We start from the raw sequence: 13,155 nt of genomic DNA on the forward strand, positions 1-13,155 counted from the left end.
CCAATAAGCCGGCTCCTATGACTGGAAGCCCGCCCCGCCATAACAAACCTTGTACAAATCATTTGACTTGTACAACCTCAAACCTATGATGAACACAAATTGTACAACCACGCAGGCTGTACAAGCTCATCGAGGTTGCCATGCCTGAACCTGCGGACCAAACGCCGGAACAAAAACCCAAGCCCAAACTGGGCGTCAGTGCCTGTCTGATGGGCGTCGAGGTTCGGTATAACGGTGGGCATAAGGAATCGCACCTGCTGACCCGGGCATTAAAAGAATATTTCGATTTTGTGCCTGCGTGCCCCGAGGTCGCCATCGGCCTGGGCATCCCTCGTGAAGCGATCCGCCTGGTGGGCGATCCTGAACACCCCCAGGCAGTGGGCACTGTTCACGAAGACATGAACGTCACCCTGCCACTGGCCGAGTATGGCGAGCACATGGCCAGCGAGATGGATGACATCTGCGGCTACATCTTCATGCAGAAATCCCCCTCCTGCGGCCTGGAACGGGTCAAGGTCTATCGCGAAAACGGCGCTCCCTTCGACGCAGGAGGACGCGGTATCTACGCCCAGGCGTTCTGCGCCAGACACCCCGACCTGCCGGTGGAAGAAGACGGCCGATTGAACGACCCGGTATTGCGCGAAAACTTCATTACTCGCGTCTTCGCCTATGCCGCCTGGCAGCAGTTGCTCAAGGACGGCGTCACCCGTCGCGCGCTTACCGAATTTCACTCGCGCTATAAATATCAACTGATGGCCAACGACCCGATTCAGTACAAGGCACTGGGTAACCTATTGGGCAACATGGGACGCAGCGACCCGACGGAGATCGCGCCACGCTATTTCAGCGAGCTGATGATTGCCCTGAAGAAACCGGCGACCCGTCGCACCCACACCAATGTCCTGCAGCACATTTGCGGTTATCTGCGCGACACCATCAGCGCGTCCGACAAGCAGGAGATCCAGACGGTCATCAATCAGTACCACCAGGGCATCGTGCCATTGGTGGTACCGCTGACGCTGCTCAAGCATCACTTCCGCCAACATCCGGACCCGTACATCGCCTTGCAGGTGTACCTGCAGCCGCATCCGGAAAACCTTAGCCTGCGCAATGCCATCTGAACCATGAAAGATACCCAATCCGGTCCGATCAATGATCTGCAGGACTATGCCGACGCGCTCGAAGAAGGCTGGCTGCCCATTCGCGAAGTCGCCCGCCTGACTGGCGTAAACGCCGTGACCCTACGTGCCTGGGAGCGGCGTTACGGCCTGATCGTGCCCCATCGCACACCCAAAGGCCATCGCCTGTACAGTACCGCCCATGTAGACCGGGTACTGACGATTCTCACCTGGCTCAATCGCGGGGTGTCGGTCAGTCAGGTCAAGCAGTTGATCGATCATCAACAGCCACCGGCGCCAAGCCTTGAAAACGATTGGCACCAACTGCGCCAGAGCCTGTTGCAGGCGATCACCACGCTGTCCGAGCGACGTCTGGACGACACGCTCAATCAGGCCATGTCGCTGTATCCTCCGCGCACCCTCTGCGAGCAGTTGCTGCTGCCGCTGTTGGCAGCGCTGGAGCAACGCTGGCAGGGCCAGTTCGGCGCGCAGCTAGAGCGGGTGTTCTTCCATTCCTGGCTGCGCAGCAAATTCGGGGCGCGCCTGTATCACAACAACCGCCAAGTAAGCGGCGCACCCTTGCTGTTGATCAATCAGTCCGATGTACCGCTGGAGCCGCATCTGTGGCTGACCGCATGGTTGGCGAGCAGCGCCGATTGCCCTGTGGAAGTCTTTGATTGGCCCTTGCCTGCGGGCGAGCTGGGGCTGGCCTGTGAACACCTCAAGCCCCGCGCGGTGCTGCTGTATTCCAGCAGATCACTGAATCTGAGCCAGCTGCCACGTTTGCTGAGCAACATCGACTGTCCGAAATTGATCATCGGACCCACTGTGCGCATTCATTCGGCCGAATTGTCGGTAACTGTCAGGGAGATCGCCGGACTGACCCTCGCCGAAGACCCTTTGACTGCCCTGAGCGCGCTCCAGCGACTGGACCTCATCTAAGGATTGAACAGCACATGCAAATGATCTGGCTGCGCACCGACCTGCGCGTACACGACAACACTGCGCTGAGCGCTGCGATGGAGCAGGGGCCGGTGCTGGCCGTGTACATGATCAGCCCTGCGCAATGGCACAGCCATGACGACGCACCGGCGAAGGTAGACTTCTGGTTGCGCAACCTTTCGGCGTTGAAAGACGAACTGAAGGCCCTGAATGTTCCGCTGCTGATCGTCCATGCCGACACTTGGGACAAGGCGCCCATGGCTCTGTTGGGCCCGTGCAAGACCCACGGTATCGAGCAGATTCACGTCAACGAGGAATACGGCGTCAACGAGGAGAAGCGCGATCGAGCGGTCGAGGCTGAGCTGGGCAAACAGGGCATCGGCTTCACGCGCCACGTCGATCAACTGTTCTTCAAGCCCGGCAGTGTGCTGACTAAAAGCGGCGGCTACTTCAAGGTCTATACCCAGTTCCGCAAGGTCTGCTATGGGCGTCTGCACCATTCGATGCCGTCACTGGTGCGTCTGCCGAAAAAGCAATCGCCCATGCACGTCAAAAGCGACGAGGTGCCCGAGAGCGTCAAGGGTTTCGCGACGCCTGCCCAGGAACTACGTGCGCTCTGGCCCGCCGGAGAGGACGAAGCGCGCAAGCGTCTGGAGCATTTCACCGACGATCAGGTGCATTACTACAATGATGAGCGCGATTTACCTGCCAAGCCCGGCACCAGCCAGCTTTCGGCGTATCTGGCCGCTGGCGTCGTCTCTCCACGGCAGTGCCTGCACGCTGCATTGCGTAGTAATAACGGTGAGTTCGAGACCGGCAATGTCGGCTCGGTGACCTGGATCAACGAGTTGCTGTGGCGAGAGTTCTACAAACATGTGCTGGTCGGTTTTCCTCGGGTTTCCCGTCATCGCGCCTTCCGCCCGGAAACCGAAGCGCTGAAATGGCGTCAGGCGCCCGAAGATCTGCAAGCCTGGCAACAAGGCCGAACCGGACTGCCGATCATCGACGCCGCCATGCGCCAGCTACTGGCAACCGGCTGGATGCACAACCGCCTGCGCATGATCGTGGCGATGTTTCTCACCAAGAATCTGCTGATCGACTGGCGTGAGGGCGAGCGCTTTTTCATGCAGAACCTGATCGACGGTGACTTGGCCGCGAACAATGGCGGCTGGCAATGGAGTTCATCGACCGGTACCGATTCCTCGCCGTATTTCCGCATTTTCAATCCGCTGAGCCAGTCCGAGCGCTTCGACCCCGAGGGGCTGTTCATCAAGAAGTGGGTGCCGGAACTGGCCGACCTGAACAAGCGCGATATTCACGCCCCCACGGCATCGGGCGGATTATTCGCCGTCGATGGCTATCCGGCGCCGATCGTCGACCTTAAATCCAGCCGCGAGCGCGCCTTGACTGCATTCAAATCCCTGCCTCATCGACAAGCAGAAACTCAACACCATGAGTGAATGCCTGCGCGATTAAGTCAATTGGCATTGATTAACGCGCGGTGCGCGGGCCACGCTCAGCATCAGATCAAATCGAGGCCGACAACGGGATCGACTTGCATAAATCTCGACTTGAACGCCGCGTCTGTCAGGCCAGTCCCCGACTACCGGCCCGCTGCTTTACACTGCCGCACATGACTGTCATTCCCCTGCTGCAACTCCCTGCGGAACCCGCCGAGCCCGTCGTCACCTGTTCAACCTGCGCAGCCTGCTGCTGCCAGCTGGAGGTGATGCTGATTACCGAGACTGGCGTGCCTGAGCGTTTCATCGATACCGACGACTGGGGCGGCGAAGTCATGCTGCGCCTGGACGACGGTTGGTGCGCGGCGCTGGATCGCGACACGATGATGTGCACGATCTACGACAGAAGGCCGCTGATCTGCAGGGAATTCGAGATGGGTGCGCCGGAATGCATCACCGAGCGGGAAGGGATTGCGACGGCTTATCTGTAAAAATACAAAAGACTAAAAGACCCCGTATACCACTGTGGGAGCGAATTCATTCGCGATGGGTCGGTATAGCCTACGAAAATTCGCCGTCTGTACTACCCAATCGTGAGTAAATTCGCTCCCACAGTTTCAAGCGAACGGAGCGCTTAGAACGGCATCGTGTAATGAATCGCGTAGCTTTCGATACCGTCGTTGTTTGTGGTCATACCGCCGTTGGAATAGTGAGTGGCACGCAGGCCGACTTCATGACCACCGGCGAATCGCAGACCGAAACCAATACGATCTTCAAACTGGAATGCGCTGCCCAGTTTGTTGCCTTCGACTTCCGTGCGCTGGAACACAGCAGCACCGATACCGGCTTCAACGTAGGGCTTCACACTGTCACCGGAGAATTCGTAAACGAATACCGGAGAAAACGACAGGCTGTTATTACTGGAATTCTTGTCGCCTTCCCAGTACGTATAGGCACCGCTCCAGTAGCCGGTCAGACGACCGACACTCGTCTGCCACCAACTTTTATCCCAATCAAATTGCGCGCCCAAACGATAGGTCATCGTCGATTCGCCGGTTTGCCCCACCGAGAACTCAACCCCATCTGCTTGTGCAATCGCACTTTGCCCCGACAACGCGGCCGCAATCGCAGCCAAACAAAACAGTCGCTTCATCTGAAACATCCCATTTCCGAGTGCAGTTAGAAATTTTTATATCAACAGACTGGCTATAGAAATCCGCCAGTGAACAATAGTTCAGCCTGAACCCGAGCTATTCACGTTTTTTTCACGAAACGAAGCTTCGCACACTGTCAGATTTTTTCCATAGTAAAGGTAGGATGTTTCTGAAATAGTCCGGATCACCGCTTGTCCAGAACTGTGTCGGCTGTGGATGACCGCTCGCCAGAAGCTCTCGCTGGCTGAGCAGACGCTGCAATTGACGCGCTACTGCGGCACCGGTGTCGATCAAGGTAATGGACGCCGGAATCATCTGTCGCAACAGCGGTTTGAGGAAAGGATAGTGGGTGCAGCCGAGGATAATGGTGTCGCAGCCCCCAGCGAGCAGTGGCTCGACATAGCCTTGCAATAGCTGGTGAATAATGGGGCTTGCCAGATCACCGGTTTCAATCAGCTCCACCAGACCGGGGCAGGGTTGGGTGATCACCTGCACATCGGCGGCAAAACGGTCCAGCAATGCGGCAAACTTCGCGCTCTGTAAGGTGCCTGTGGTCGCCAGCACGCCGACGACACCAGTTCGGGTCGCGGCCGCTGCCGGTTTGACCGCAGGCTCCATGCCGACTAAAGGCCAGTCCGGATAACGCTCGCGCAGATCGGACACAGCGGCGACGGTCGCGGTATTGCACGCCAGCACCAGCGCTTTGGCGCCTTGTTCACGAAAGAATTCGGCAATGGCGACGCAGCGCTGGCGAATGAATTCCGGGGTCTTTTCGCCGTAGGGAATATGCCCGCAATCGGCGACATAGAGCAGCGATTCATTGGGCAGCAACTGATGAATCTCGCCCAGCACCGACAACCCACCGACACCGGAATCAAAAATCCCAACCGGCGCGTCGCTGTCTCTAGCCATGCTCGACGATACTATTCATGGGTCGCACCACAGACGCTGCAACCCGGATCACGTTTGACTTTCAACTCGCGGAATCGCGTGCCCAATGCGTCGATCAACAATAGACGGCCGACCATAGGCTCACCGAATCCGGCCAGCAGCTTCAGGGCTTCCAGCGCTTGCAGGCTGCCCACCAGTCCTACCAACGGCCCGATGACCCCTGCTTCGCTGCAGGTCAGTTCGCTTTCACTACCGTGCCCATATAGACAGTGGTAGCACGGACTCTCGGCGCGACGCGGGTCGAACACCGACAATTGCCCTTCCAGGCGAATCGCCGCGCCACTGACCAGCGGCTTGCCTGCCGCGACACAGGCCGCGTTCACCGCCTCGCGAGTGATGAAGTTATCGGAGCAATCGAGCACCAGATCCACGGCCTCGACGGCGGCAGCCAACGAATCCTCGTCCAGTGCCGCGCGATGAGCTACCAGCGCGATTTCAGGATTGATGGCGGTCAGTCGGGTGATCGCCGAGTCGACCTTGCTCTGGCCCACGCTTTGGCTGTCGTGGATGATCTGCCGTTGCAGATTGGTCAGGTCTACCGTGTCGAAGTCCGCAAGATGCAACTCACCCACCCCGGCAGCCGCCAGGTACAACGCCACTGGCGACCCCAGACCACCGACACCGACGATCAGCGCCCGACTCTGCTTGAGGCGCAGCTGCCCGTCGATATCGACTTGCTGCAAAAGGATCTGCCGGCTGTAGCGCAGCAGCTCATTGTCGGTCAGCACGGCGCGCGCCCGAAGGTGATGCGTTCGTGGTCACCCAGATCGCGTCGGGTCTGGATCTGCTCGAAACCATGGCGATTGAGCAATTCGCGCACGGCCGGGCCCTGATCGTAGCCGTGCTCCAGCAGCAGCCAGCCGCCGGGTTCCAGGTGCCCAGGGGCTTGGGAGACGATCAGGCGCAGATCGTCCAGACCGTCCGAGCCGGACACCAGCGCGCTGCTCGGCTCGAAACGCACATCGCCCTCGACCAGATGCGGATCGTTCGAAGCTATATAAGGAGGGTTGCTCAGGATCAGGTCAAAACGCTTGCCTTCGACCGCGCTGAACCAATGACTGGTCAGCACTTGGGCGTTATCCAGATGCAGACGCTGGCGATTGCGCTCGGCAAGTTCGACAGCCTCCTCCACGCGATCGACCGCAGTCACATTCCACTGCGGGCGATCCTTGGCCAGCGACAGAGCGATGGCGCCCGTGCCGGTTCCCAGATCGAGCAGGCGATGAGAGATCGCGCCGGGCAGCAACTCCAGTGCGGTTTCCACCAGCATTTCGGTTTCCGGACGCGGAATCAGCGTATGTGTCGCAACTTCGAGGTCGATATTCCAGAAACCCTGCTGGCCCAGAATGTACGCCACCGGCTCCCCGGCGCGACGACGCTGCAAATAGCCAGCGAAGGCCTGAGCGGCCTCGGTGCTGACAATACGCTCCGGCCAGGTGTGCAGGAAACTGCGCGGCTTGCCCAGGGCAGCCGCCAACAGCAGTTCGACATCCAGGCGGGCTGTCGGAGAATCCGGCAGCTCAGCGTTTCTTAACAAGCTGGCGATGATGGTCATTTACTCACCCAGTGCCGCAAGTTGGTCTGCCTGATATTCGGCAAGCAACGGTTCTATCACTGCATCGACCCCGCCGGCCAAAACTTCATCCAGCGAATACAACGTCAGGTTCACGCGATGATCCGTCACCCGCCCCTGCGGAAAATTGTAAGTGCGGATACGCTCCGAACGATCGCCCGAACCCACCAGTAATTTACGCTCACTGGCGATCGCATTGGCAGCCGCAGCAGTTTGCTGGTCGTTGAGCTTGGCCGACAACCAGGCCATGGCCCGGGCGCGATTCTTGTGCTGCGAACGCTCTTCCTGGCACTCGACGACGATACCGGTCGGCAAGTGCGTGATGCGGATCGCCGAGTCGGTCTTGTTCACGTGCTGACCACCCGCGCCGGAAGACCGGTAGGTATCGACGCGCAAATCCGCCGGGTTGATTTCGATGGCTTGCTGCTCGTCGGGCTCAGGCAACACCGCGACGGTGCAAGCAGATGTGTGGATGCGGCCCTGGGATTCGGTCTCGGGCACACGCTGCACGCGGTGCGCACCGGATTCGAACTTCAGCTTGCCGTACACGCTCTCGCCTTCGACACGCGCGATGACTTCCTTGAAGCCGCCATGCTCGCCTTCGTTTTCGGAGAGGATCTCGACCCGCCAGCCACGACGCTCGGCGTAACGCGAATACATGCGGAACAGGTCGCCGGAGAAAATCGCCGCTTCGTCACCACCGGTGCCGGCACGAATTTCCAGAAACACGTTACGACTGTCGTTGGGGTCCTTGGGCAGCAGCATCTTCTGCAGATCGCCTTCCAGCACCGCCAGTTGATCCTTGGCCTCGCGCACTTCCTCGACCGCCATTTCGCGCATGTCGGGGTCACTGTCCTTGAGCAGCGCCTGGGCGCCTTCGAGGTCACTCTGCACTTTCTGCAGTTGCTTGTAGGTCTGGATCACGGGCTCGATTTCGGCGTACTCACGAGAGTAGGCGCGGAATTTGGTCTGATCGGAAATGACTTCGGCATCACCAAGCAGCGCGGTCAATTCCTCGAATCGATCGCTGAGCACGTCCAGCTTATTGAGCAGTGAAGCTTTCATTGCGGGGGTTTATCCGTGGAGCCCTCATCGAGGGCAAAGAGTTCCTGGGCCATGGCCAGCGCATCGACGCGGCCCTCGGCGGACAGCTTTTTCAATTGCACGCTCGGCGCATGCATCAATTTATTGGTCAGGCCACGCGCCAGCGCCATCAGCACATCTTCGGCATTGCTGCCATTGGCGAGCATGCGTTGCGCCTTTTGCAGTTCTTCGTCGCGCAGTCGTTCGCTCTGCTGACGATACGCCTTGAGCACATCAACCGCCGCCAATTCACGCAGACGCGACATGAAGTCATCGACGCCGACACTCACCAGTTCCTCGGCGGCCTGGGCCGCGCCCTGCCGACTCTTGAGGTTTTCGGCGACGACTTCGTGCAGATCGTCCACGGTATACAGGTAAACGTCGTCCAGCTCGCCGACTTCCGGCTCGATGTCACGCGGGACAGCGATGTCGACCATGAAAATCGGCTTGTGCTTGCGCAGTTTGAGCGCGCTTTCCACCGCGCCCTTGCCGAGAATAGGCAACTGGCTGGCCGTGGAACTGATGACGATATCGCTGTTGACCAGCTCTGCCGGGATATCGGCCAGCAGCACCGCATGGGCGCCGAACTCTTCGGCCAGAATGCTTGCGCGCTCCAGCGTACGGTTGGCGACCACGATACGCTTGACCCCCAGATCATGCAGATGGCGGGCGACCAGTGTAATGGTCTCGCCGGCGCCGATCAGCAAGGCCTGGCTGCGTTGCAGGTCGCTGAATATCTGCTTGGCCAGGCTGACGGCGGCAAAGGCCACCGATACCGGATTCTCGCCAATGGCTGTGTCGGTGCGCACATGCTTGGCCGCGCTGAAGGTCGCCTGAAACAATCGGCCGAGTAATGGACCGATGGTTCCGGCTTCGCGTGCCACCGCGTACGCCGATTTCATCTGACCGAGAATCTGCGGCTCGCCCAACACGAGCGAGTCCAGCCCCGAAGCCACACGCATCATGTGGCGCACGGCCGCGTCTTCTTCGTGCACGTAGGCACTGGCGCGCAATTCTTCGATGTTGAGGTGGTGATAATCGGCCAGCCAACGCAGCACCACGTCGGCGGTGAGCTGATCCTGTTCTATATAGAGCTCGCTGCGATTGCAGGTCGACAGGATGGCCGCCTCGCGGCTCTGGGTCAGACGACACAGCTGCTGCAATGCTTCAACCAACTGCTCAGGGGTAAATGCCACGCGCTCGCGGACATCCACTGATGCAGTCTTATGGTTGATACCCAGAGCAAGAAAGGCCATTCAAGGTCGCTGATGGTGACGTGAAGCCGGCAATTGTCCTACTTCAATAGATTCAGAACAACCACCGCAATACATTCAGAACGTCCGAGAACGGCTATTGTCCCTATAGAGATCCGCTTTGCAGCCATGCACCTGCGACAAATTGTCCAAGCGCGGGCCATAAATGGCGGGTCCTGGTTTTCTAAGTGGGCTGTGGGTTTGCTCCCTGCCTTGTGTCATGATGCTTTCAAACCGCAGGTAAGCCGCCCTCTCTCCTATATGAATAAATCCTCCGCGTTGTTCCTTGCCCTTGTCGTTCTTGGTGGCTGTCAGTCTACGGCCCCTGTTTCCACGGAGCCTGCTGCTCCGGCGAAAGAAGCGACGCCCACGCCTGATGCCAAGCCGCAGGTTTATGGTTCGTTCAGCCAGGAAACGGTTGTCAGTCTGCTGACCGCCGAACTCGCTGGGCAGCGCAATCGGTTCGATATTGCGCTGGACAACTACGTGACCCAGGCGATACAGACTCAGGATCCGGGAATTTCCGAGCGGGCCTTCCGTATCGCTGAGTATCTGGGCGCCGATCAGGCCGCGCTGGATACTTCGATGATCTGGGCCAGGAATGACCCGGACAACCTGGAAGCACAACGCGCCGCCGCCATCCAGCTGGCCCGCGCCGGTCGCTACGACGACTCCATGCGTTATATGGAGAAGGTTCTGCAGGGTCAGGGCGATACCCATTTCGATTTCCTCGCGCTGTCGGCGGCAGAAACCGACTCCGACACGCGCAAGGGCTTGCTCAACAGCTTTGACCGTCTGCTCGCCAAATACCCTAAAAACGGCCAGCTGATTTTCGGCAAGGCGCTGTTGCTGCAACAGGAAGGCGACAGCGCGGCTTCACTCAAGCTGCTTGAAGACAACCCGCCAGGTGAAGGTGAGGTCGCGCCGATTCTTCTGCGCGCACGCCTGCTGCAAAGCATGAATCGTGGCAAGGAAGCGATGCCGCTGCTGGAAAAGAGCATCAAGAAATACCCGGACGACAAACGCCTGCGCCTGACTTACGCCCGCATGCTGGTTGAGCAGAACCGCATGGAAGACGCCAAAGTGCAGTTCTCCAGCCTCGTTCAGCAGTACCCGGACGACGACGAACTGCGTTACTCGCTGGCGCTGGTTTGCCTGGAAAACAAGGCCTGGGATGAAGCGCAAGGCTATCTGGAAGATCTGGTCGCCCGTGGCAGCCACGTCGACTCGGCTCATGTGAACCTCGGCCGCATCTATGAAGAGCGCAGCGATCCGCAAAACGCGCTGAGCGAATATGCCCAGGTCGGTCCCGGCAGCGACTATCTGCCAGCGCAACTTCGCCAGGCCGATATTCTGATGAGCAACGGCAGCACCGCCGAAGCCTCGAAACGTCTGGCCCAGGCCCGTGCCGATCAGCCGGACTACACCATCCAGCTGTACCTGATCGAGGCCGAAACGCTGACCAACAACAACCAGAGCGAGCGCGGCTGGCAAGTGCTGACTCAGGCGCTCAAGCAATACCCGGACGATCTGAATCTGCTCTACACCCGCGCGATGCTGGCCGAAAAACGGGACGATCTGAAGCAGATGGAGACCGATCTGCGGGCGATTCTCAAGCGCGAGCCGGACAACGCCATGGCTTTGAATGCATTGGGCTACACCCTGTCCGATCGCACCACGCGCTACGCCGAAGCCAAGGAATTGATCGAACGCGCCCACCAGTTGAACCCGGACGATCCGGCCGTGCTCGACAGTCTGGGCTGGGTCAATTACCGACTGGGCAACCTCGACGAAGCCGAGCGCCTGCTGCGTGAAGCATTGGAGCGTTACCCCGATCACGAAGTCGCCGCGCACCTGGGCGAAGTGCTCTGGGCCAAGGGCGAACAGCGCGAAGCCCGCAAAGTGTGGGGCAAGGCCCTCGAACAACAACCTGACAGCCCGGTCCTGCGCAGCACCCTCAAACGCCTGACCGGCTCCGAGACTCTTTGATTTATGTTATTGCGCCACATACTCGCATTCAGTTTGATCGCCCTGCTCGCCGGTTGCGCCGGTATCACTTCCCATGAAGCCGTGCAGGGCAAGGGCGACGCCAGCAAATGGCGGGTCAACAAGGAACAGCTCGCCAGTCTTGACGGCTGGCAGATCAACGGGAAGGTCGGCATTCGTGCACCGAAGGACTCCGGCAGCGGCACGCTGTTCTGGCTACAACGCCAGGACTACTACGACATTCGCCTCTCAGGTCCGCTCGGTCGCGGCGCGGCGCGCCTGACTGGCCGCCCCGGCGCGGTTTCGCTGGAAGTCGCCAATCAGGGCCGTTACGACGCGCCTGATCCGGAAACCCTGCTCAAGGACCAACTGGGGTGGAAACTGCCTGTGTCGCATCTGGTCTGGTGGGTGCGCGGCCTGCCCGCCCCTGACAGCAAAAGCAGCCTGACCCTGGACGCTGACAGTCGCCTGTCCAATCTGGAACAGGACGGCTGGCAGATCGAATATCTGAGCTACACCGAACAAAACGGCTACTGGTTGCCTGAGCGGATGAAACTGCACGGCCAGGATCTGGACGTCACGCTGGTCATCAAGGACTGGCAACCGCGCAAATTGGGGCAATGACCATGTCCCGGCCACTGCTGACATTGCCTGCACCTGCGAAGCTAAACCTGATGCTGCACATTCTCGGCCGTCGAGCTGACGGTTATCACGAGCTGCAAACCATTTTTCAGTTTCTCGATTACGGCGATGAACTGAGCTTTGCCCTGCGCGAAGACGGCGAAGTTCGATTGCAGACGGAAATTGCCGACGTTCCCCACGACAGTAATCTGATCGTCAAAGCTGCTCGCACACTTAAAGAGCAATCCGGCTCGCCACTGGGCGTCGACATCTGGCTGAAGAAAGTGCTGCCCATGGGCGGCGGTATTGGCGGCGGTAGTTCGGATGCCGCCACGACGCTGCTGGGTCTCAATCACCTTTGGCAACTGGGCTGGGATGAAGATCGTCTTGCCGCGCTGGGGCTCAAGCTCGGGGCTGACGTGCCGGTTTTCGTGCGTGGACATGCCGCATTTGCTGAGGGTGTCGGCGAAATCCTTACCCCTGTTACGCCCGAAGAACCGTGGTATGTCGTGCTTGTGCCGCAAGTATCTGTAAGTACAGCAGAAATTTTTTCAGATCCACTGTTGACACGTGACACGCCGCCCATTAAAGTGCGCCCCGTTCCCAAGGGAAACAGTCGAAATGACTGCTTACCGGTTGTAGCAAGGCGTTACCCAGATGTTCGTAACGCACTGAATTTGTTAGGTAAATTTACCGAAGCAAAATTAACCGGAACTGGAAGTTGTGTGTTTGGGGCCTTCCCAAACAAAGCTGAAGCTGATAAAGTCTCGGCCCTTCTTACAGAGACCCTTACAGGGTTTGTAGCCAAAGGCAGCAACATCTCGATGTTGCACCGCAAGTTGCAAACACTGCTCTAAGAGAACCGAGTGCCAGGCACTCGTGCAACAGATACAGGGGCGTCGCCAAGCGGTAAGGCAGCAGGTTTTGATCCTGCCATGCGTTGGTTCGAATCCAGCCGCCCCTGCCATTTTCCTATAGTCATCCAGGCATACCCTAAGCCTCCAGGTACTGCGC

General features: G+C 59.0%; 13 protein-coding genes and 1 tRNA gene. 8 read left to right on the forward strand and 6 right to left on the reverse strand.

What is annotated here, in order from left to right; translation table 11 throughout:
- Positions 1–140: 140 nt before the first annotated feature.
- The 4 genes from ACRER8_RS21980 (at position 141) to ACRER8_RS21995 (ending at position 4,011) form a co-directional block, all read left to right on the forward strand.
- Positions 141–1,121, forward strand: coding sequence for a YbgA family protein (locus tag ACRER8_RS21980; protein WP_431748295.1), 981 nt, complete (start codon positions 141–143; stop codon positions 1,119–1,121).
- 3 nt (positions 1,122–1,124) lie between these two features.
- Positions 1,125–2,060 (forward strand): MerR family transcriptional regulator, encoded by a 936-nt coding sequence (locus ACRER8_RS21985; RefSeq protein ID WP_431748296.1) that lies wholly within the window; start codon positions 1,125–1,127, stop codon positions 2,058–2,060.
- 14 nt (positions 2,061–2,074) lie between these two features.
- Positions 2,075–3,520 carry a deoxyribodipyrimidine photo-lyase gene (gene phrB, locus ACRER8_RS21990; protein ID WP_431748297.1) on the forward strand — a complete coding sequence of 482 codons (1,446 nt, stop codon included), beginning with the start codon at positions 2,075–2,077 and terminating at the stop codon, positions 3,518–3,520.
- A 173-nt stretch (positions 3,521–3,693) separates the two neighbouring features.
- Entirely contained in the window at positions 3,694–4,011 is a 318-nt protein-coding gene (locus tag ACRER8_RS21995; protein WP_431748298.1) for a YkgJ family cysteine cluster protein, read from the forward strand.
- A gap of 143 nt (positions 4,012–4,154) precedes the next feature.
- On the opposite strand, the gene ACRER8_RS22000 is transcribed toward ACRER8_RS21995, so the two are convergent.
- The 6 genes from ACRER8_RS22000 to hemA all read right to left on the reverse strand — a co-directional run bounded on the left by ACRER8_RS22000 (position 4,155) and on the right by hemA (position 9,537).
- Positions 4,155–4,673: an acyloxyacyl hydrolase gene (locus ACRER8_RS22000; RefSeq protein WP_431748299.1), complete on the reverse strand. Its 519-nt coding sequence runs from the start codon at positions 4,671–4,673 to the stop codon at positions 4,155–4,157.
- 112 nt (positions 4,674–4,785) lie between these two features.
- Positions 4,786–5,586 (reverse strand): glutamate racemase, encoded by an 801-nt coding sequence (murI, locus tag ACRER8_RS22005; RefSeq protein ID WP_431748300.1) that lies wholly within the window; start codon positions 5,584–5,586, stop codon positions 4,786–4,788.
- 11 nt (positions 5,587–5,597) lie between these two features.
- The gene (locus tag ACRER8_RS22010; protein WP_431748301.1) at positions 5,598–6,353 is read right to left on the reverse strand and encodes a molybdopterin-synthase adenylyltransferase MoeB; all 756 of its coding nucleotides are present in this window, start codon (positions 6,351–6,353) and stop codon (positions 5,598–5,600) included.
- On the reverse strand, positions 6,347–7,180 hold the full coding sequence (gene prmC / locus ACRER8_RS22015; RefSeq protein WP_431748302.1) for a peptide chain release factor N(5)-glutamine methyltransferase: 834 nt from the start codon (positions 7,178–7,180) through the stop codon (positions 6,347–6,349). The genes ACRER8_RS22010 and prmC overlap by 7 nt, the downstream gene beginning before the upstream one ends.
- On the reverse strand, positions 7,181–8,263 hold the full coding sequence (gene prfA / locus ACRER8_RS22020) for a peptide chain release factor 1 (protein ID WP_431748303.1): 1,083 nt from the start codon (positions 8,261–8,263) through the stop codon (positions 7,181–7,183).
- Positions 8,260–9,537 (reverse strand): glutamyl-tRNA reductase, encoded by a 1,278-nt coding sequence (gene hemA, locus ACRER8_RS22025; RefSeq protein ID WP_431748304.1) that lies wholly within the window; start codon positions 9,535–9,537, stop codon positions 8,260–8,262. The genes prfA and hemA overlap by 4 nt, the downstream gene beginning before the upstream one ends.
- A gap of 258 nt (positions 9,538–9,795) precedes the next feature.
- Between hemA and ACRER8_RS22030 the strand changes: the two genes are divergently transcribed.
- The 4 genes from ACRER8_RS22030 (at position 9,796) to ACRER8_RS22045 (ending at position 13,108) form a co-directional block, all read left to right on the forward strand.
- On the forward strand, positions 9,796–11,523 hold the full coding sequence (locus ACRER8_RS22030; protein ID WP_431748305.1) for a tetratricopeptide repeat protein: 1,728 nt from the start codon (positions 9,796–9,798) through the stop codon (positions 11,521–11,523).
- Positions 11,524–11,526: 3 nt separating this feature from the next.
- On the forward strand, positions 11,527–12,144 hold the full coding sequence (gene lolB / locus ACRER8_RS22035; RefSeq protein ID WP_431748306.1) for a lipoprotein insertase outer membrane protein LolB: 618 nt from the start codon (positions 11,527–11,529) through the stop codon (positions 12,142–12,144).
- A gap of 2 nt (positions 12,145–12,146) precedes the next feature.
- Complete coding sequence (gene ispE, locus ACRER8_RS22040) at positions 12,147–12,998, forward strand: 4-(cytidine 5'-diphospho)-2-C-methyl-D-erythritol kinase (RefSeq protein ID WP_431748307.1); 852 nt, start codon at positions 12,147–12,149, stop codon at positions 12,996–12,998.
- Positions 12,999–13,033: 35 nt separating this feature from the next.
- Positions 13,034–13,108 (forward strand) — tRNA-Gln (locus ACRER8_RS22045).
- Positions 13,109–13,155: the final 47 nt, after the last annotated feature.

Source organism: Pseudomonas sp., from assembly GCF_050739935.1.
In the GTDB taxonomy this organism is placed as follows: Bacteria; Pseudomonadota; Gammaproteobacteria; order Pseudomonadales; family Pseudomonadaceae; genus Aquipseudomonas.

Bases quoted from the DNA above. Each gene is read 5' to 3' on its own strand.
- ACRER8_RS21985 (WP_431748296.1), top strand. From the start codon at position 1,125: ATGAAAGATACCCAATCCGGTCCGATCAATGATCTGCAGGACTATGCC.
- phrB (WP_431748297.1), top strand. From the start codon at position 2,075: ATGCAAATGATCTGGCTGCGCACCGACCTGCGCGTACACGACAACACT.
- ACRER8_RS21980 (WP_431748295.1), top strand. From the start codon at position 141: ATGCCTGAACCTGCGGACCAAACGCCGGAACAAAAACCCAAGCCCAAA.
- prmC (WP_431748302.1), bottom strand. From the start codon at position 7,180: ATGACCATCATCGCCAGCTTGTTAAGAAACGCTGAGCTGCCGGATTCT.
- lolB (WP_431748306.1), top strand. From the start codon at position 11,527: ATGTTATTGCGCCACATACTCGCATTCAGTTTGATCGCCCTGCTCGCC.
- ACRER8_RS22000 (WP_431748299.1), bottom strand. From the start codon at position 4,673: ATGAAGCGACTGTTTTGTTTGGCTGCGATTGCGGCCGCGTTGTCGGGG.
- hemA (WP_431748304.1), bottom strand. From the start codon at position 9,537: ATGGCCTTTCTTGCTCTGGGTATCAACCATAAGACTGCATCAGTGGAT.
- prfA (WP_431748303.1), bottom strand. From the start codon at position 8,263: ATGAAAGCTTCACTGCTCAATAAGCTGGACGTGCTCAGCGATCGATTC.
- ACRER8_RS22030 (WP_431748305.1), top strand. From the start codon at position 9,796: ATGAATAAATCCTCCGCGTTGTTCCTTGCCCTTGTCGTTCTTGGTGGC.
- ispE (WP_431748307.1), top strand. From the start codon at position 12,147: ATGTCCCGGCCACTGCTGACATTGCCTGCACCTGCGAAGCTAAACCTG.
- ACRER8_RS21995 (WP_431748298.1), top strand. From the start codon at position 3,694: ATGACTGTCATTCCCCTGCTGCAACTCCCTGCGGAACCCGCCGAGCCC.
- murI (WP_431748300.1), bottom strand. From the start codon at position 5,586: ATGGCTAGAGACAGCGACGCGCCGGTTGGGATTTTTGATTCCGGTGTC.